Annotated in this window: 20 protein-coding genes; 6 read left to right on the forward strand and 14 right to left on the reverse strand. The window is 46.9% G+C overall.

All coding sequences use genetic code 11. The features are described 5' to 3' along the window. Window positions 1–10 precede the first annotated feature (10 nt). Both KNP96_RS10950 and KNP96_RS10955 read right to left on the reverse strand, forming a co-directional pair. Window positions 11–2767: an SH3 domain-containing C40 family peptidase gene (locus tag KNP96_RS10950; RefSeq protein ID WP_251135766.1), complete on the reverse strand. Its 2757-nt coding sequence runs from the start codon at window positions 2765–2767 to the stop codon at window positions 11–13. Window positions 2768–2978: 211 nt separating this feature from the next. Continuing rightward, on the reverse strand, window positions 2979–3530 hold the full coding sequence (locus tag KNP96_RS10955) for a GNAT family N-acetyltransferase (protein WP_214767185.1): 552 nt from the start codon (window positions 3528–3530) through the stop codon (window positions 2979–2981). A 273-nt stretch (window positions 3531–3803) separates the two neighbouring features. Here KNP96_RS10955 and KNP96_RS10960 point away from each other — a divergent pair, with 273 nt between their 5' ends. The 3 genes from KNP96_RS10960 to KNP96_RS10970 all read left to right on the forward strand — a co-directional run bounded on the left by KNP96_RS10960 (window position 3804) and on the right by KNP96_RS10970 (window position 5280). Beyond that, complete coding sequence (locus KNP96_RS10960) at window positions 3804–4130, forward strand: DMT family transporter (protein WP_088836231.1); 327 nt, start codon at window positions 3804–3806, stop codon at window positions 4128–4130. Beyond that, the gene (locus tag KNP96_RS10965) at window positions 4127–4444 is read left to right on the forward strand and encodes a DMT family transporter (protein WP_214770494.1); all 318 of its coding nucleotides are present in this window, start codon (window positions 4127–4129) and stop codon (window positions 4442–4444) included. The genes KNP96_RS10960 and KNP96_RS10965 overlap by 4 nt, the downstream gene beginning before the upstream one ends. Before the next feature lie 122 nt (window positions 4445–4566). Beyond that, window positions 4567–5280 carry a general stress protein gene (locus tag KNP96_RS10970; RefSeq protein WP_088836233.1) on the forward strand — a complete coding sequence of 238 codons (714 nt, stop codon included), beginning with the start codon at window positions 4567–4569 and terminating at the stop codon, window positions 5278–5280. A 58-nt stretch (window positions 5281–5338) separates the two neighbouring features. Here KNP96_RS10970 and KNP96_RS10975 read toward each other — a convergent pair whose 3' ends face one another. After that, window positions 5339–6163, reverse strand: a complete 825-nt coding sequence (locus KNP96_RS10975; RefSeq protein ID WP_214770497.1) for an aldo/keto reductase — start codon at window positions 6161–6163, stop codon at window positions 5339–5341. A gap of 145 nt (window positions 6164–6308) precedes the next feature. Here KNP96_RS10975 and KNP96_RS10980 point away from each other — a divergent pair, with 145 nt between their 5' ends. Next, on the forward strand, window positions 6309–7334 hold the full coding sequence (locus KNP96_RS10980) for an iron-containing alcohol dehydrogenase family protein (protein ID WP_214767177.1): 1026 nt from the start codon (window positions 6309–6311) through the stop codon (window positions 7332–7334). A gap of 41 nt (window positions 7335–7375) precedes the next feature. On the opposite strand, the gene KNP96_RS10985 is transcribed toward KNP96_RS10980, so the two are convergent. The 5 genes from KNP96_RS10985 to KNP96_RS11005 all read right to left on the reverse strand — a co-directional run bounded on the left by KNP96_RS10985 (window position 7376) and on the right by KNP96_RS11005 (window position 11114). Next, window positions 7376–8338, reverse strand: a complete 963-nt coding sequence (locus KNP96_RS10985) for an EAL domain-containing protein (protein ID WP_088836237.1) — start codon at window positions 8336–8338, stop codon at window positions 7376–7378. A 215-nt stretch (window positions 8339–8553) separates the two neighbouring features. Then, on the reverse strand, window positions 8554–8826 hold the full coding sequence (locus KNP96_RS10990) for a DUF1294 domain-containing protein (protein ID WP_369834755.1): 273 nt from the start codon (window positions 8824–8826) through the stop codon (window positions 8554–8556). 9 nt (window positions 8827–8835) lie between these two features. After that, entirely contained in the window at window positions 8836–9576 is a 741-nt protein-coding gene (locus tag KNP96_RS10995) for a TPM domain-containing protein (protein ID WP_088836238.1), read from the reverse strand. Then, window positions 9573–10166, reverse strand: a complete 594-nt coding sequence (locus KNP96_RS11000) for a LemA family protein (RefSeq protein ID WP_159172805.1) — start codon at window positions 10164–10166, stop codon at window positions 9573–9575. The genes KNP96_RS10995 and KNP96_RS11000 overlap by 4 nt, the downstream gene beginning before the upstream one ends. A gap of 111 nt (window positions 10167–10277) precedes the next feature. Continuing rightward, complete coding sequence (locus tag KNP96_RS11005) at window positions 10278–11114, reverse strand: undecaprenyl-diphosphate phosphatase (protein WP_214767175.1); 837 nt, start codon at window positions 11112–11114, stop codon at window positions 10278–10280. A 172-nt stretch (window positions 11115–11286) separates the two neighbouring features. On the opposite strand from KNP96_RS11005, the gene KNP96_RS11010 reads away from it, so the two are divergent. Beyond that, window positions 11287–13377 carry a heavy metal translocating P-type ATPase gene (locus tag KNP96_RS11010; protein WP_214770500.1) on the forward strand — a complete coding sequence of 697 codons (2091 nt, stop codon included), beginning with the start codon at window positions 11287–11289 and terminating at the stop codon, window positions 13375–13377. Window positions 13378–13484: 107 nt separating this feature from the next. Here the strand turns inward: KNP96_RS11010 and KNP96_RS11015 are convergent, their stop codons facing one another. The 3 genes from KNP96_RS11015 to KNP96_RS16920 all read right to left on the reverse strand — a co-directional run bounded on the left by KNP96_RS11015 (window position 13485) and on the right by KNP96_RS16920 (window position 16002). Further along, window positions 13485–14297, reverse strand: a complete 813-nt coding sequence (locus tag KNP96_RS11015) for a ZIP family metal transporter (protein WP_029332569.1) — start codon at window positions 14295–14297, stop codon at window positions 13485–13487. A gap of 66 nt (window positions 14298–14363) precedes the next feature. Next, the gene (locus tag KNP96_RS11020; RefSeq protein WP_088836242.1) at window positions 14364–14693 is read right to left on the reverse strand and encodes a YolD-like family protein; all 330 of its coding nucleotides are present in this window, start codon (window positions 14691–14693) and stop codon (window positions 14364–14366) included. Continuing rightward, a complete protein-coding gene (locus KNP96_RS16920; RefSeq protein WP_214767169.1) occupies window positions 14677–16002 on the reverse strand; it encodes a Y-family DNA polymerase in 1326 nt (441 codons plus the stop codon). The genes KNP96_RS11020 and KNP96_RS16920 overlap by 17 nt, the downstream gene beginning before the upstream one ends. 209 nt (window positions 16003–16211) lie before the next feature. On the opposite strand from KNP96_RS16920, the gene KNP96_RS11030 reads away from it, so the two are divergent. After that, complete coding sequence (locus KNP96_RS11030; RefSeq protein WP_214770503.1) at window positions 16212–16859, forward strand: pentapeptide repeat-containing protein; 648 nt, start codon at window positions 16212–16214, stop codon at window positions 16857–16859. A gap of 91 nt (window positions 16860–16950) precedes the next feature. Here the strand turns inward: KNP96_RS11030 and KNP96_RS11035 are convergent, their stop codons facing one another. The 3 genes from KNP96_RS11035 to KNP96_RS11045 form a co-directional block, all read right to left on the reverse strand. Continuing rightward, on the reverse strand, window positions 16951–17706 hold the full coding sequence (locus KNP96_RS11035) for an MBL fold metallo-hydrolase (protein WP_088836246.1): 756 nt from the start codon (window positions 17704–17706) through the stop codon (window positions 16951–16953). Between the two features lie 73 nt (window positions 17707–17779). After that, window positions 17780–18280, reverse strand: a complete 501-nt coding sequence (locus KNP96_RS11040) for an arsinothricin resistance N-acetyltransferase ArsN1 family A (RefSeq protein WP_088836248.1) — start codon at window positions 18278–18280, stop codon at window positions 17780–17782. A gap of 188 nt (window positions 18281–18468) precedes the next feature. Then, the gene (locus KNP96_RS11045) at window positions 18469–19008 is read right to left on the reverse strand and encodes a 1,2-dihydroxy-3-keto-5-methylthiopentene dioxygenase (protein WP_088836249.1); all 540 of its coding nucleotides are present in this window, start codon (window positions 19006–19008) and stop codon (window positions 18469–18471) included. Window positions 19009–19016 lie beyond the last annotated feature (8 nt).

Below are 19016 nucleotides of genomic sequence, written 5' to 3' on the forward strand. Positions count from 1 at the left end.
TTTTTAATCATTACATTGATTTGAAACCGAGGAAGTGCTCACGCCAGTGCGGCTCGTAAATTGAACTGATTTGCAGTTGTGATCCTCCGGCATGAATGAAGTGTTTACTATCTAACATGATCCCGATATGCGAGGGGCCATCCGTATACGTGTTTTCGAAGAAGACGATATCCGAGCGTTTTCCGGAACTGATACTTGTGCGTTGATTTGTAAAGAACGCTCCGTACCAGTAACCGCGGACATTCGTCCGTCCGCCGTATTTTCCGGCTTGGTTCGTCGCATAATGAATCAAGCCGGAACAATCGAATCCACCATTCGCCACGTTTTGTGATCCCCATGTGTACGGAGTACCGATATGGGCAACAGCAGCTTGAATCAACTTTTCGCCACGTGAATTATTTTTCTTGTCAACTTTTGTTTCGCTCGTCACTGTAAGGGCCGTCACCGGGATGTAGACGGGCGTCCAGCCGGACTGAATGACATAGAAATTACCGACGCGGTAACGCGGATACACACGCTTGCCTTTTTCGACCAACCCGGCACTTTTTGGACTGGCAGGTGTGTCATAAAATGAAGTCGTTGCTTTGACCGTATAGACTTTTGAACGATTGATGGCTTGCTCGTTATACCGCATATCCGGTTTGCTCGTTCCGATATAAGGATTGAGGACGTAACCCGTTTGACCATTCGGTAGACGGACTTGCCAAAAGTCATCATCAATCGATTTTAATCCGATCAATTTCGTTCCTTTGCTTAAGTGACTCGCCGGACGACTGTAGGCGACGTCAGCAGAAAAGAGTGGTGTTTGGTTGAAATGGACGTAAAAGACGGTCCCGACTTTGGCTTTAGATGTCGGTTTATTTAAACCGAGCCGACTTGAGTCAACGAATCCGAAGCGTGATCCGATTTTAACGCGTGTGTAGTAACCGCTTTTTCCGTAGGTCGTGATTAATGCTCCTTTTTTCAGTGTCCCAATGTTTCCGCTAAGACTGGCTTTTGGATGGACGACCAACTTGTCTTCGGTCACGTAACGTGTTCCTGTCGTCGCATACAGATCTGCTTTCGTTGCTGCGAGCGAACTCGTCAAGACGTATGCATATTCACCGCGGAAGATGATTCGGCTATAGGCGCCGCTCGTCCCGTAAATCGTCAAGAGCGTGTTCTTTTGATGATGCTTAAGAACCGTACTTGAACTGCTTGGGGATTGCTGGATCGGTGTTGTTTTTTGGATGTACAGGCGATTTGTTTTGGCATAGACTTTTGATTTCGCGAGTGAGCTCGTCAAGACGTACGCATATTCACCGCGGAAGATGATTCGGCTATAGGCGCCGCTCGTCCCGTAAATCGTCAAGAGTGTATTTTGTTTATGATGCTTCAAGACGGTGCTCGAACTGTTTGGCTCCACCTGAATCGGTGTCGTTTTTTGGATGTACAGGCGATCCGTTTTGGCATAGACTTTTGATTTCGCGAGCGAGCTCGTCAAAACGTACGCGTATTCGCCGCGGAAGATGATTCGGCTATAGGCGCCGCTCGTCCCGTAAATCGTCAAAAGTGTATTTTGTTTATGGTGCTTCAAGACGGTACTCGAACTGTTTGGCTCTACCTGAATCGGTGTCGTTTTTTGGATGTACAGGCGATCTGTTTTGGCATAGACTTTTGATTTCGCGAGCGAGCTCGTCAAGACGTACGCATACTCGCCACGGAAAATGATTCGGCTGTAGGCACCGCTCGTGCCATAAATCGTCAAAAGTGTATTTTGTTTATGATGCTTCAAGACGGTGCTCGAACTGTTTGGCTCTACCTGAATCGGTGTCGTATCTTGGACGTAAAGCCGATCGGTCTTTGCGTAGACGACGGAATCGCCGAGGTGCGCCGTCAATACGTATCCGTAGGTATCATTGATTCGGACGCGGGAATAAAGACCAGATGTCCCGTAAAGATCGACCGATTGATTCGGTGCTAGCGTCCCGATGACCGAACTTGTTGCTGCTTTGTCGTAAATGGATGTCGTTTGTTGGGCGTACTTTTTCCCGGTCAGCGGATACGATTCAACTTCCTTTGAACCGAGTTGTTTTGTAAGCACGAAGCCGTAAACACCATTGAACTGGACACGGGTGAATGTGCCGGACGTCCCGTATGTTTTGACGGTAGCATTTAAAGAATAGCTCCCAAGTTGTTTACTTGTCGTATCGGCATCTGTATAAATCACAGTTTGTTGTTGGGCGAATTGAGTGTCTGTCGTTTCATAAACAGGTGTCTTACTTAAGAATTTACTTGAAACGAAGACGTAAACGTCGCCTTGTTTAATCCGCGTGAAGTCACCCGATGTCCCGTACGTATCGATTAACGTATTTTGAGTGATTGATTTTCCTGTCGGCGTATCAATTGAAGCAGTCGTATAGGAAGGCGAGAGTGCTGTTATGTATTGCGAATCGATTTTTTGATAAACCGGTTGCTTTGCAAGTTGCGTTGTCTTGACGAAGCGATAGACGCCATCGATTGAAATGCGTGTAAAGAGACCATCTGTGCCAAAGGTTTCGACGGCGGTCGTTGCTGGTAACGTCTTGACGAGGGTCGTCTCGTCAGCAGTCTCAAAAACAGGAGTTTCGGAAAGTGTGTACTGCGTTCCGGTTGCTTGTTCTGTTTCTGTTTGTTCTGTCACTTCCATTGGTGTCGGATTCGTATCCGCGTGGCCTTGTAGTGGGAGAGACCCGAGTAACATGACAGATGCCGTGATACTCGTAAACCAATATTTATAAGATTTCATTCATTGAGCTCCTATCATTAAAATTGTAATTTAGCATGTCTAAAGATAAGTTTAGCACTTTCTTTTTGGAAAAAGAGCTGGATATCAGAAATAGTAAAAATGAACTAAATTATGGGAACGGTTTCATAGGACATATTCCGCCGTGAATAAATCAAAAAAGAGACGGACGAATTTCGCTAGAAATTCGACCATCTCTTTTGGTGAAATGAAGTTATTCTGCTTCGTGATCAATCTGCCACTCCCAGTCGAGCATGCTGTAAATCAACGAATCGCGCCAGTGGTCTTCTAAATAAACGGTTTCCCGTAACAAACCTTCGCGCGTCATCCGAACCTTTTGCAAGACACGCTCCGAAGCGACATTTCGCGGATCACATGTTGCCGTGATGCGATGTAAGTTTAATTTTTCGAAGCCGAATTCGAGTAAAAATGTTGCAATCGATGTCGCGTAACCATTGCCCCATTCGTCAGGCGATAAAATATATCCAATTTCTGCGATTTTATGTTCTGTGTCGGTGACGATGAGCTCTCCCGCGCCGATGACATGATCGTCAGGAGAGGTGACGGCGAAGACATAGCGACGACGTGGACTTTCGAGCTCACTTTCAAGTGCATCGTGTAAAAACTGTTTTGTATCACTCTCAGAGTTCGGTCCCCACGACTGATACTGACTGGCGATTGGTTGTGAGGCATAGGAATGAACAGCCTCCAAATCTTCTGGTGTGAAACGTCGAATCCGAAGTTGATCGTTGATTTTGTAGCGCATGATGAGACCCTCCTCTTTGATTGATTCACTTATCTATATTGGCTAACGGTAGTGGATTCTCCTGTTTGACACATAAAATCAAGCGTGCTAGGGTGAAGACATCGAACGAAATAGCTAGCCACTAGGGTTCCGTACGGCAACGTAGACTTGGACCGAGGGAGGCACATGAGTACACCTCATGCAACGGAGGGATAAAAGCCCGGGAGTAGAGCGTCTAGACGCCTGCTTCCGGGCTTTTTTTATTTTTTAGGATGAATGTTAGGAGGAAAAGTGATGACGAAATACTGGTTAGGAATTCTAGTGGCTTCCTTTTTTGAAGTTGCTTGGGTAGTCGGTTTGAAACATGCAGATAGCGTACTCGAATGGATGGGAACAATCATCAGCATCATCATCAGCTTTGCTGTCTTGATTAAGGCGAGTAACCATTTGCCGGTTGGAACAGTTTATGCGGTCTTCGTCGGCCTTGGAACAGTCGGGACGGTCATATTGGACATCATTTTATTTGACCAAAGTGCGTCAGTCATGAAGTTAGGATTGATTGGTGTGCTTTTGATGGGTGTCATCGGATTGAAATTAGTCAGTGGGGAGGTGGAAGAATGAGTTGGTTATTTGTCCTTATTGCCGGATTGTTTGAAATGCTGGGTGTCGTTTTCATCAATACGTTTAATCAGCATAAAACGTTCAAGAATGGTCTATTGATGTTTGGCGGATTCGGCTTGAGTTTTGTTTTTCTGACACTTGCGATGAACGGATTGCCGATGGGAACAGCTTACGCTGTCTGGACAGGAATCGGGGCAGCCGGTGGAACAGTACTGAGTATGATTTTTTATCAGGAAGCGAAAGACTGGAAGCGGATAGTATGTATCGGTCTGATTCTTAGTGCGACGGTCGGATTAAAGCTGATTGGCGAATAAACATGTCAAATAGATTATTTTTTTATGGAAGAGCCGACTTGTTGGCATATTTTACAGAGAAACAGGAAATACTCCTTATAAGGATACGTTGTACGACAAAACGAACATAAGGGGAGATTCATATGAAAACGAAACAATACATCGGTACGTATTACTCGGAAGAAGAGTTAATCTCGAAAATGGATGAATTGCATATTCAGGGGCACCGTGAAGAAGATTTTTATGTCATCGTCAAGGAAAAATCAGATATCGAACTCGTCCGCAGTCAAATGGACGCGGAAATTGCGGCGACAAAACCATCTTGGATGGATCGGATCCGCGGCAACAAAGGGCGCGATCAAGAAGTCGATCAATTGTTCGACTCACTTGATTTACCTGCAGAAGATGTAGAAGAACGTAAAGTCGAAGTCGAGGGCGGCGGATTCGTACTTCTGATTGAGGTTCAGGATATTCAGTTTGATCCGCATTTGAATACGGACAATACACATGAAGATGTCAAAGTCCGTTACGGCAGTTATGATGAGACGCACACATCGAGCGCTGCAAATTCAAATGCCCAACTCGGTTCAGGGAATACGCTTGATGTCGATCGGGACTCTAAGGAAGAACATGCCGAAGTTGATTTACACCGAGCCGGAACGGATCAGATGCCGCAAGACGAACAAGCCATCAATCGGGCAAAAGTAGAACAGGACCGCAAGCCGGACATTGCGATGCGTCGCGATGACGATTTCAAACGGCTCGACTCTGAGCGTGATGAAGAAAATAAGAAACAGACGCAGTCACACTCGGATGATGTAGCCGAGCAAGATCACGGAAACAATCTCGATCGTTAATCCGCTCTTGAAAAAGTTACTAAAAGGGAGGAGCCGAAAACGGCCCTCCCTTTTTTGATTATTTTTTATGCATTTCATCCGGATTCGAACCGGTTCGTTGATTTTGATTTAACGCATCAAGTTGTTGCATCTCAGTTGCTGAAAGTTCGAAGTCAAAGACTGCCAGGTTTTCACGAATTCGACTCGGCGTGACCGATTTCGGAATTGCGATAATCCCGTGTTGAATGTGCCAGCGGAGAATGACTTGGGCTGGTGTTTTGTCTTTTGTCGTCGCGATGTCCGTGATGACAGGTTCAGTCAAGGCGTCGCGTCCCTTCATGAGCGGACTCCATGCTTCAACTAAAATGTCGTGTTCCTTACAAAACGTCCGAATTTCTTCCTGACTTAAGAACGGATGTAATTCAATCTGATTGACAGCAGGTACGACGGTTCCTTCTTCCAGAATCCGCTTCAAGTGGGGGATATGGAAGTTCGAAACACCGATGGCTTTCGTTTTTCCTTGCTTGTACAGTTCTTCGAGCGCATGCCATGTGTCCACGTAACGATCTTCGTTCGGCATCGGCCAATGGATAAGATATAAATCGACATAATCGACCCCGAGTTTAGTGAGGCTTGTTTCGAAGGCTGCGAGCGTTTCTGCATATCCTTGATCCGCATTCCAAACTTTCGTCGTCAGAAAAATTTCTTCGCGCGGAATTCCAGAGTCACGTAATGCGCGTCCGACACCTGCTTCATTTTCATAAATCATCGCCGTATCGATTGAATGATAGCCGGCACGTAACGCTTCCAGTACTGCTTGATACACTTCTTCTTCGGGTACTTTAAAAACACCGTAACCGAGTTGAGGCATACTTAGACCGTTGTTGAGTGTGACGTGTTGCATGAGTGGAAGTCCTCCTTCATGTAATCGTTTTATCTTCATAAGTGTACGCTTATTCAGTATGAAAATCGAATGAAATGAGGGGTTGTAAGAAAGGAACAGTCTGCGTATACTGAGCAATAACAAATAATGGAATGAGGGGATTTAGATGATTCGTCAAGCAGTTTTGCAATACATACATGAAAAAGAAGCCGTATCTCAGCTTGACACGTTGCTTGGGAAGCGGAGTGGCGTGCTACTACACGGAGCAAAAGCCTTACAAGCGGCGAATCCTTACTTGCCAGCATTACCGAAAGTCCTGTTTCAAGGGCATTGTACGGATTTTCAAGTCGCGGAATTAGTCAAGGCATGTGCGACATATGACGTCATCGTTGCGTTAGGGGGCGGATCATTGATTGATACGGCAAAGAAAGTTGCTGTTCAATTGAACCGACCTTTGATTGTCATTCCGACGATCGTCTCGAATTGTGCGCCGTGGACGCCACTTAGCGTCATGTACGACACGCAAGGTCAATATCTTCGTTTTGATACGCTGCCGGTTGTCATCGAGGCACTTTTACTCGACCATCGGATTCTGTCGGCGAGCCCCTATGATTATTTTGTCGCGGGTCTCGTAGACACACTTGCAAAATGGTATGAGGCACGTGCTTTAAGTGGGATCACAGTGGAGAATCCAATCATTGAAATGGCTTTACGGGTTGCGGAGCAGTGCAAAGACCTCATCTTAAAAACACCAATCAGCGAGGAGATTTTTCGGGCGTATCCGTCCAGCATCGAACACTTGGTGGAAACCGTCATTCCGTTAGCGGGTAGTGTCGGCGGGTTTGGTGATGATGCGACGCGTGGGGCAATTGGTCATGGTGTCCATAATGCGATGTCTCCTTTTGCATCAACACATTCAATTTTACACGGAAGTAAGGTCGGATATGGTCTCTTGGTCCAGGAGCAGTTGTTGGGTGAAAGTGAAGCATACAACGAGTTGCGGACGTATTTACAAAAAAACGGACAACCGATAACGAGTCTTGATTTAGGACTGACATCGGTAGAACTTAGTCAGTTGGCAGCACGAATCGGACAAGAACCATTATGTCAGTTGATTGAGACGGATTTATCGCCAGCACGTTTACTGGGCGTGCTTAAGCAAAATGATGTCGAGATCATCACAACTTCATGAAAAAACAGTCCCTGCTTAAAAAATGGGGGCTGTTTTTCTTGTTATTGTGCCTTTGCGAATTGTGCGTAAGGTGCAGGGCGACCAAGCAGATATCCTTGGCCAAGATCGAAACCAAGCTGCCGGCAAAGCTCGAGTTCTTCCTCGCGTTCGATGCCCTCTGCTAAAATCTTGATTCCCATTTCTTTCGTAAGATGGCGAGCTTTTCGTAAGAAGGCTTCATTTTCTGCGACCGTATCACAGTTCGAGATGAAAGACCGATCGATTTTGATATAGTCCGGTTGCAACAACGTCAACATATCGAGTGTCGAGAAGCCGGCGCCGACATCATCAAGCGCGACTTGTATCCCTTGTTTTTTATATTGTTCGAAGACATGTTTCAAGTGATTGACGTCTTCAATTTTTTCCGTTTCGACGACTTCAAACACAAGACGACTCGGGTCGACATTATATCGTTCGACGATTTCGAACGTATGACGAAGGCAGTATTCTGGGTTATAAATCGTCGAGGGAAGGAAGTTGATGAATGTTTTCTCTGTTCCGCCAATATGATGTGTCGCGCGAATCGCTTCTTCGCGTGCGCGTTGATCAAGTCGTGAGTGGAGTCCCATCTTTGAAGCAGTCGAAAAAAGAATACCTGGTGACATCGAGACATTGTGATCAGCGGCGCGAAGGAGTGCCTCATTCGCGAACAGCGTGTTGGCCTGAATATCGTAAATCGGTTGCAGGTGACTCGTCATGTTACCTGTTTGGATGAAGTCGATGGCTTGACGATGACGTAATTGCTCGAGTAGAACAGAAGCGAGAAGCATTGGGGTAGAAAAGCGCGATCCATCTTTTCGACATGAGACGGGAACATCATTAATCTGTAACGTTGATTCAAGAAGCTCCTCTAACTGGTTAAACGATGTGTACGAATAAACTTGAGGGATGCTCGACTGGATATGTAAGGAGCCGGCCTCGATAAAACGGATCGTTGTCGTACATTCGGCGCAAGGATGCCACATAAAATGATTTCCACCTTTCCTGTAGAGAGATACATCTAAAAAAAGATGTATTTATTAAATTGGTTAAATACTTTACCCAAAGATAATTGAAATGTAACCTGAATTCAAACATTTAATACGCTATTGACCAAACTAAAAAAAGATAGAGAATTCGAAGAAAATCGAATCCTCTATCTTCTTTATCGGGTGATTGAAACGAAAAGTAAAACGATCGATCATGCTGTCATGAACAAAACCCAGCCCGTCGCGTGTAACAAAAGAGCAAGCGGGACAAGTAACTGGAATTTCGGTTTGCGTGTTTTATGACGTACGAGTTGCATCCCGAGTAATGAACCGAGCGCACCTCCGAGAAAGGCAATCCAAAGCAATGTAGCTTCCGGCGTCCGTTGCGCGTGTTGTTTCGCGCGACGTTTATCGGACCACATCGAGAAGAAGCCGACGACGGTCATCACGCCGTAAAAAATAAGAACCATGTATAATCCGTTCATTATTTGCGCCTACCTTTCTGCGCCACCGCCGCCGGAACTACCGCCGCCACCACGACTTCCACCACCACCACCGCCACCGCCGCGCATAACGGCTGACAGAATGTTGATGATTGCGAAGAAGAACATGCCACCTGTAAATTTCATATCCAAGAACAATAACAGGACAAGGCCTGCACCGATGACGATTTTGACCCAAAGACTCAATCCCTCTTCAGCATTCGCTTTAGGCGGATCTTGTGATTCGAGTGACTGTTCCTTCGAGACGACACTGATGACGGCTTTATAGGTTTCTGAAGCTGCTTTTCCGTAATCGCCTTCGTCACGATAAGGAACGGCATATTGGTCGAGGATCCGGCCTGCCGTGATATCGGTCAGGACACCCTCAAGCTTGTAGCCAACTTCAATCCGGAAATTCCGGCTTTTTTCGTTTGGTGCCACGATCACCATGACACCGTTATCTTTTCCTTCTTGTCCAATCCCTTGGGCACGGAAGGTTTCATTCGCATACGTGCTCAAGTCCTGTCCTTTTAAGTCGGGGACAGTTTTTAAAACGACTTGTGCGGTCGTATATTGTTCGAGTTCCTGACCAAGACGAGCGAGTTCCGCTTCTTCCGACGCGGTCAGCAACTTTGCATCATCTTGGATGAAGAAAGCGGCTCCCGTGCGTTCTGATACGGCTTCGGCAGTCGGAGTCAGAAGGAAGAAAACGAGGAACGCACTCAAAAGGAGGCGCGTTCTTCGCCAAATCATTTCGAATCACTGTTGAAATCGACCGTTGGGTTTTCGCGGTCGCTTTCTGAAATTTCATAGTATGGTTTTTTATCAAAACCAAACGCCGAAGCATAAAGCGAAGTTGGGAAACTGCGACGTTTCTTATTGTAGAGTGTGACTGCATCGTTGTAATCTTTCCGTGCGATACCGAGACGGTTTTCTGTCCCTTCAAGCGTATCCATCAATGATTGGAATCGTTCACTTGATTTGAGGTCCGGATACGTCGTTTGTAAGGCGATTAATCCACGGAGAGAAGACGTGACTTGCTGGTCGGCTTCAATCCGTTGTTCTGTCGAAGCAGCGCGGGCAAGGCCGGCTTGTGCTTCTGCGATATCGCCGTAAACTTTTTCTTCTTGACCAGCGACACCTTTAACAGTCTCGACGAGATTCGGGATGAGATCCGCCCGTCGTTTAATTTGGTTATCGACTTGTGACCATTTGTTCGAAACATCTTCTTCGACGTTTACGAGACTGTTGTATTGTCCGATTGCTAAAAATGCAATGATGACAACAACAGCAATTCCGATGATGAGAGGTAATTTAGAACCCCCACGATTTCTACGTGCCATAATTCGTTCACTCCTTTTTCTGTATCTCATCTACTATATACCCTAAACGGTTTCAATAAGTTTCAAAAAAACAAAAAACTATCAGCAAAAAACTGATAGTTTTTTTGTTTCTTACATGTAAACGACGATTGCAAGAATCCCAGCTAAGACAAGGCGATAGATCGCAAACGGAACAAGTTTGATTTTATTGATCAGTTTCAAGAAGAAACGAATCGATAGTAGCGCAAACGCGAACGATGCAACAAAACCGACGATGTAAAAGCCAAGATCGCCTACATTGATGTAATCCCAGTTCTTAACGAGCGAGAGGAAACTGGCTCCGAACATGATCGGTACGGCCATGATGAACGTAAAGTCGGCGGCTGTCCGGTGATTCATCCCGAGGAAGACCCCGCCGGAAATCGTTGAACCGGAACGCGAAAATCCTGGCCAAAGCGAAATACATTGGAACAATCCGACGAGTGCCGCTTGGCGGTAAGTAATTTGGTCGAGTGTCGTCGTTTTCGGTTCTTTTGGACCGAGTTTATCCGCTGCAATCATCAAGATGGCACCGACAGCGAGACCGATGATGACGGTATCGATTGAAAAGAGGTTTTCATCGATGAAGTCTTCGAACAATAAACCGAGCACGGCAGCAGGAAGCAGTCCGATTAAGACGTGACGCAGTTTTAATTTGTGTGTGCCCGTCGCATCATGCTCGCCTTCGATTTTATAGAGTCCGATTAAGCTAAACAACCGTTTCCAAAAGACGACGATGACGGCAAGGATTGATCCGAGCTGAATGACGATTTTAAAGGTGTTCGCGGAGTATTTTCCGAGAAAGTCCGTTGTTTGGAGCCACATGTCATCGACGATGATCATATGACCAGTTGAAGAGACCGGGGCGAATTCCGTCATCCCTTCGACGAAACCGAGTAAGAGTGCTTTAAGTAATTCTAAGATATGCATGTTATTCTCCTTCTATATTTTACTATCTAAAAACATATCATGTTTCATTCTTCTGAGGTAGAACTAATCTGAATATCGGGCGCAAGACCGATAACGAAAACACCTTGTCGAATGAATAAAAAAAGAGTAGGATGGACTTATAATCAAACGAACATTTGAATGAGGTGGAGGAATGGAAACGAAAACTGAGCGATTACGAATTTCAGGAATTGATTGTGCCAATTGTGCGGCGAAGGTCGAGCGTGGTGTTTCGACTGTCGAAGGAATCGAAGCGGCAAATCTTGATTTTACGGGACAAAAGCTTTATATCACTTATCAAGGAGAGGCACCGGATGACGCAACATACGATGCGGTCGTCAAACGGGTACAAGAATTAGAGCCGAACGTCGAAGTTTCTCGTGACGTTCCATCTGACGAAAGTCATGTTCATGACCACGGTCCATTTTTAACGAAAATGAAAAAGATTCAATACAGCATCGGTGGGGTTGCCTTCATCAGTGCCTTCTTTTTACCGAGCTCAATTGAACTTATCTCATTTGCGCTGGCTTACTTCTTAATCGGTTGGGATGTGTTACGAAACGCGATCCGAAATATTCGTCAGGGACAAGTATTTGATGAAAATTTCTTGATGGTCATCGCGACGGTTGGTGCTTTTCTAATTGGCGAGTACCCGGAAGCGGTCGCCGTCATGCTGTTTTATCAAGTCGGTGAGTTTTTCCAACACCGGGCAGTCGATCAATCCCGCAAATCGATTGCTGAATTAATGGATATTCGTCCTGAGACGGCAACTCTTGAAAATGGACAAACGATTAGTCCGTTACAAGTGAAGGTCGGGCAACGAATTTTAGTCCGACCGGGCGAAAAAATTCCGCTCGACGGAACAATCCTTGAAGGAGAAGCATTCATCGATACCGTCGCCTTGACGGGAGAATCAGTACCACGACGTGTCCGCACGAACGATACGATTCTTGCAGGAACGATCAATACAGATGGGCGACTGTTGATTCAAGTCGACCGTCTCTATAGTGAGTCAACGGTCGCAAAAATTCTTGATCTCGTTGAAAATGCTTCGCGCCACAAGGCGCCGACGGAAAAATTCATCACCCGATTTGCTCGTGTCTACACACCGGCAGTCGTCGGGATTGCGACATTGCTTGCTGTCTTGCCTCCATTGTTTGTCACGGGTGCGACATGGGAGGACTGGATTTACCGGGCACTTGTTTTTCTTGTCATCAGTTGTCCCTGTGCGCTCGTCATTTCAATTCCGCTCGGGTTCTTCAGTGGAATTGGTGCCGCTTCAAAACGAGGGATTCTCGTGAAGGGTGGAAATCACCTCGAGTCATTACAACAGCTGGATACGGTCGTTTTTGATAAAACAGGGACCTTGACAGAAGGGGTCTTTGAAGTGACGGAACTCCGCCCGGTTGCCTGTTCAGACGAAGAATTATTGAAAGTGGCAACGCTTGTTGAACAGCATTCGAATCATCCGATTGCAAAGTCCATCCAACGGACATATGCAAGTTATGGTGAAGTGACGGAATCCGTTCAAGAGTATCGCGAAGTCGCAGGATCAGGTGTCGTCGGTCGCTTCGGAACGGATACGATTCGTGCCGGGAATGCCCGTTGGTTCAACGAACTTGGTTATGAGACGCTTGATCAAACGGCAGACGGGACGTACGTTCATGTCGCACGCAATGATACGTACCTGGGCTACATCCGAATTGCTGATCACATTAAAGACAGCACGGTTGAAGCACTTGCTCGCCTCAAGGCACTCGGTGTGAAGAAAACGATTATGTTAACAGGGGACCGCCTGGCAACAGCAGAAGTGATTGGTCGTCAAATCGGGATTGACGAAGTTGCAGCAGAACTATTACCTGATCAAAAAGTCGAACAACTCGAACTGATTTTGAAGCAAGCGGATGGAAAAGTGGCCTTTGTTGGCGACGGCATCAATGATGCCCCTGTTTTGACACGAGCCGATGTCGGAATCGCGATGGGCGGACTCGGCAGTGATGTGGCGATTGAAGCCGCAGATATCGTCCTCATGACAGATGAACCAAAGCAGTTGGTCGAAGCAATTGAGGTTGCCCGTGCGACACGAAAAATTGTCTATCAAAACATTTTCTTCGCACTTGGCGTGAAAGCCGTGTTTCTCCTGTTTGGTGCATTTGGTTTCGCGACGATGTGGGAAGCTGTGTTTGCGGATGTTGGTGTAACCGTCCTGGCTGTTTTAAATGCGATGCGCATCCTCAAAAAATAATTAAAGGTACACGTTGAAAGGTAAGGACTCAAAAGTCATTCCAATATTAATCTGAAAACTCCTTCACCGGCGATGAAGGAGTTTTTTTTTGTTCAATCAGTTTGTTTTTAGCCTAAGGCGACATCAAGAATCATCATGACGGTAAAGCCGACCATTAGACCGAGTGTCGCTAAATCCGAGCCGTTTTCAGCTTGTGATTCAGGAATCAATTCCTCAACGACAACAAAAATCATCGCGCCGGCTGCAAAGGCGAGTGCGTAAGGCAGTAACGGTTGAATGAAGAAAACGGCAGCCGCCCCGATCATTGCCGCAATCGGTTCAACAATAGCGGACATTTGACCGTAATTGAAAGCGCGACGGCGTGACATGCCTTCACCACGAAGCGGAATCGATAAGGCAGCACCTTCCGGCATATTTTGAATCCCGATTCCGAGTGCGAGCGTCAAAGCACCAGCGACTGTCGCCCCGTCCATATTTAACGCAGCAGCACCAAAAGCGACACCGATTGCTAGACCTTCCGGGATATTGTGCAAGGTGATCGCTAAAAAGAGCAGAGTTGCCTTTTTAAGACCGGTCGAAGGGCCTTCTGCATTTTCAAGTGGTGCGGATAAGTGTAAATGTGGTGTGACGAAGTCGAGTAAGCGAACGAAGAAGCCACCTGCTAAAAATCCGATTGCAGCCGGAAGCCAGGCGATGCCACCATCCTGTTCCGTAAATTCAATCGCCGGAGCGAGCAGTGACCAAAAGGACGCAGCGATCATGACACCGGCGGCGAAGCCGAGCATCATATTCATGACCTTTTTTTCAATTGTCGTAAAGACGAAAACAAGTGCCGCCCCAAGTGCGGTCAAGCCCCATGTCATCATCCCGGCGAGTAATGCCTGGATCACGACGGGGAGTGAAGTAAACCATTCAAACATACAAACATTCCTTCTTTCAAATCATAATTCAAGAGATAAGTGCATTATTGAAGCCCACTGTCACTCCTACCCGTTTTCAATCCGAACTAGTCGCATCAGGGGAATTTCGATCGAATTTTGACTCCGGACGTACAGAAGTCCTCGTTCGCGCTCGATTCGTTCGATGAATCCGGTCAGTGTGATATAGCTTCCTTCCTTATAATACGTGATTTCAAGTTCTTTTCCTTCCATTAATGCTTCTTCGAGGATGAATTGCCATGATTCTTGAAGTTGTTCATCGATGGGCGGTAGTGTTAAACGATGCGTATCTTTATAATAGTCGCGCAACAGTTGAATGTACTCCGGCATCAAAAACGGAATCCATTTTAAATTGCCACGGTCACGATACCGTGTCATTGCCGTCACCTCCCGGATGACCACCGACGAAGCGGAGGCGGCGCTTGGCGACACTTGTATCAAGAAAAGAAACAGCGAGGCGGATGGTTCCCTTCCCGTAACGGACGTTGACATGATCGATTGCCTTTAACAAGCGTTTGCGTTTCCAAACACGGGTATTGTCTTCGAACAACGACAGTTGCAGTGCACCTTGGTCGGGGACAAGTTGACCGAGCGAGACGGACAAAAAACGAATCGGTTCGTGTTCGAGCCAGTTCGGCTCGAACAGCTGAAGGATATGCCGCAGGATAATCCGTTCGTCTGAAGTCGGATAAGGGAGACGGAGTTGCTTTGAAAACCCTGCCCGGACGATATGTCTCGAGTAACGGACACCTAAGTGAACCGTCCATCCAAGTTGATTGGAAAAGCGGACGCGGGCTGCGACATCGCTTGCGAGCTCACTTAAGACCAGCCGAATCTGGTCGTATTCGTAATAATCACGCATTAGTGTCACGCCATGACCAACCGTCTTCTGTCGGGATGATGCCGGACGAAATAAAGCGGTCGGATCAATCGTCGTCGGAGATTGATCGATGCCCCATGCATGATGCCAAAGTTCGGCACCGATGACACCAAAACGTTCGTGTAGTGTTTCTAATGGTGCGGCCGCCAAATCGCCGATCGTCTCGATGCCTAATTGATTCAGATGGTGCTCCATTTGATGACCGATCCCCCACATCTTGCGAACGGGAAAGTCATGTAAGAGACGGGGGACATCAGCATAACCACAACGCGCAATGCCCTGTTTTTTCCCGAGTAAATCAAGGGCAAGTTTCGCGATGACGTTATTAGGACCAATCCCGATTCGGACGTGAATACCGGTTTGTTCCAGGATGGCTGACTGTAATTGGTTAGCAGCTTCAAAATCCGTACCGAAGAGGTGCTCCGTTCCCGTCATGTCGATGAAACTTTCGTCAATCGAGTATACCCGGATTGCTTCCGGTGGTCCGAATTGATGGAGCACATCGAGGACACGAATCGACGTTTTCATGTAGCATAACATGCGTGGTTCGACGAGGTGAATCTGCTTTCGTTCCTTGTACGGGAGTTGTTCAATCTGGTAGAGACGACTTGCCGTTTTGATACCAAGCGTCTTCAAAGCAGGGCTCGCCGCTAAAATGACGGAGCCGCTCCGTTTTAAATCGGAAACGACGGCTAATTTTGTTGTTAATGGTGGTAGATTTCGGTAATGGCACTCGCAACTGGCATAAAAAGAGACACTATCCACGCAAAAAATACGTTGGTTTGGAAAGTCCGCATCAGAAGACACGAAAATCACTCCTTTTAGAACGTTTGTTCTTATTTTATTTATGTTGATTCTAGCACGGTCTCAAAGTGTCTCAAATCAAAAATTGAAAAAGAGTGTACATGTCATCACTTTTTAGAGCGCGGCATGACTTTAGAGATCATCCTCTTGAGTCATATTTAGGTAACAGGTTTGGTACACTAAGGACTGAGAAGAAGAAGGGTTGGGAGAGAATGAAGAAAAAACCGATGATCCATCTACCGGATGTCCCGAATAATTTAGCAGTCGAAACATTTGCAGAAATCGAAATCGATGATCCGTACTTGTATCAAATGATGTATGAAAAAGAAACGTTACCCATCGAGCTGACGGAGCGGATCGATGCCAATCAAGTCTGTTTTCGGAATGTCTCATTTGCGGGGCTCGTGTTTGATCGCGCGTCATTTGAAAATGTCCGGTTTGAGCAGTGCGATTTGACGGGTTGCCAGTTCCGTGACAGTCGTTTTCATCGCGTTCTGTTTCAGGACTGCCGCCTGACGGGGGTTCAATTAGAAGAAACATCGCTTGATCATGTCACGGTAAAAGCATGCCAGGCGAATTACTTACAAGTGATTCGGACATCGCTCCGACAAGTAACGTTCGAGCAGACGGCGATGCGGGAGACACAATTCTTCGAAGGGAAACTCATCGATTTACGTTTTGAGGATGTTGAATTGATGGAAAGCCAGTGGGTTGAAACTCCGTTAAAAGGACTCGATTTGCGACAAGCGGACGTCTCGGGGATTACGATTGATCCACGCTTTTTGACAGGGGCGATCGTGACGGAAGGACAAGCAATCGCATTTGCCCGATTACTCGGTCTTGTCATTCCGCAAGAATGAACATGAAAAAACCGGACGCTGTTCCTCTTCCTTTTAGGGAAACGGAAAACGTCCGGTTTTTTTGTATTCATACGACTCTCGAAGGAGAGACTTAAAAGGAGAGCGTCTCGCCGTCGTCCGGAATCAAAAAGTGAGCGGAGAGATGATTTGCTGCTAAAAAGTCAGCGATCATATCGCGGCGGAGCAGGCAGTGATTGACAGCTTCGAGATGCGAGACGATGATCGTCGCTTCAGCCGCTGCCGCGTGGACCGCTAATAAATCACGTTCCGACATCGTGATCGGTTCACCGGTCTGGAACTGGGCGGCACCACTATTGACGACGATGACATCCGGTGCATAGGTATCAATCGCAGAATCGACGTCGTCACACCAAATCGTATCACCGGCGATATAAAGCGTCGGCTCATCGGGATGTGTAAAGACGAGACCGGATACGTGTCCCATCCGTTGTCCGATTTCGCCGACACCGTGTTGACCGTTCGTGCGGAAAACTTTGACATCACGGAGTGTCACACCCTGGTCGAACGGCTGAACGTCGGTGAAACCGGCTTCTTTAATGACAGAGGCGTCCGTCGCGTTTTGGGCATAGAGCGGAACCGTCTTCGGTAACAATTGTTTTGCGGCCTCATCGAAATGATCGGCGTGAAGATGTGTCACGAAGACGGCATCCGGGTCGAGTAAGGTCGAGACATCGACTGGTAAGTCGACAAGGGGGTTGCGGTGGGTGTTCGGTGTATGGTCGAACGGAGGAAGCGAACCCTTTTCACCGAGAAAAGGATCAATTAAAAAAACTTGGTTGGCATAGGTCAAGACGAGTGTCGCATTTCGAATTTGCTGGATGTTCACAGGCAATCTTCCTTTCTTGTACGAATCTTCCTCGTCTCATATTCCCGACTTGCCGAACCTTTAATCCAAAACATCATTGGTCCGGTTTAGGGAGAATTTTTTCCATGGCCAGGACATCGACGTAATACCCGTTTAACATTCCTTGTTCTTTAAAGGTACCGACGATTCGGAATCCGGCTTTGATGTAGAGTTTTTGTCCGATCCGGTTGAAGGGGAACGTAAAGAGAATCAGCTTATGCATGCCGTGAATGATTGCATGTTCTTCGATGATGTCGAGTAGTCGTTTTCCGATTCCTTGTCCGCGGTGGGTCCGTGTGATGTAGACGGACAGTTCGCCGACGGACTGATAGACGGGACGCGGATTGTAGGCATCGAGCGAAATGAAGCCAAGAATCTTTGCCCCTTCATAGGCAACGTAACCGGCATGTCGCTCGGAGCGTTCACTGAACCATTGCTGCATGAAGGCGAGATCTTTCGTATCCGTCTCGAGCGTCGCGATCCGGTCTTCGATTCCTTCATTATATATGGCGAGCACGTCCGGTAAGTCGGTTTCTTGAACGAGACGAATCATCATACACGTCAGCTCCTTTTTGTGTCCTTTTCTTCATTATATCGGAGATGGACGAAACAAACGGCATGTTTCTAGAATAGGAAATGCTTCCGTACACGCGCTTTCCTCAAACATGTTTGTCAGACGACGTTTCCGTACAAAAAAAGCCCAGGTCCTCTATTGCTAGAAGACTTGGGCCGGACCGGACTGAATTAGTTTGCTGAAGACAGGGCGTCCCGCTCGTAAATCGGCACCCAGCCGTCCGTCGTGACGAAGATTCGGATCGCCACCACTTTCCGGTCTTCCTGGAGCGTGAAGTAGTGGCGCGTGTTGACGGGAACGGAAATCAAATCACCGGGATTGAGCTCGATGTTGTAATAGCCGACCTCCTCGTCTTTAATCGCAAACACGCCATGGCCGCTGACGATGAAGCGGACCTCGTCATCGGTATGATGGTGTTCTTTTTGGAAGTTGACGAGTAATTCATCGAGATTCGGTGTCGTATCCGACAGTGCGATGATGTCAGCCGTCTGGTAACCGCGACGTTCCGAAACATCTTTAATCTCGTCCGCGAATGTCGTTAAGATCGTCTGTTTGTCGTCATCCGTTAATGTAAAGTTCTCGACGAGGTCGCCCGGTAACTTCGAGACGTCCCATTGTTCATATAAGACGCCGCGTGAAGCAAGGAATGAAGAGACCTCATTTTGATCCGTATACCGTTCGTTTGTCTGTTGGAAAAGTACTGTTGCCATTGTAAATT

It is taken from the genome of Exiguobacterium sp. s133 (assembly GCF_018618595.1).
GTDB classification, from domain to species: Bacteria; Bacillota; Bacilli; order Exiguobacteriales; family Exiguobacteriaceae; genus Exiguobacterium_A; species Exiguobacterium_A oxidotolerans.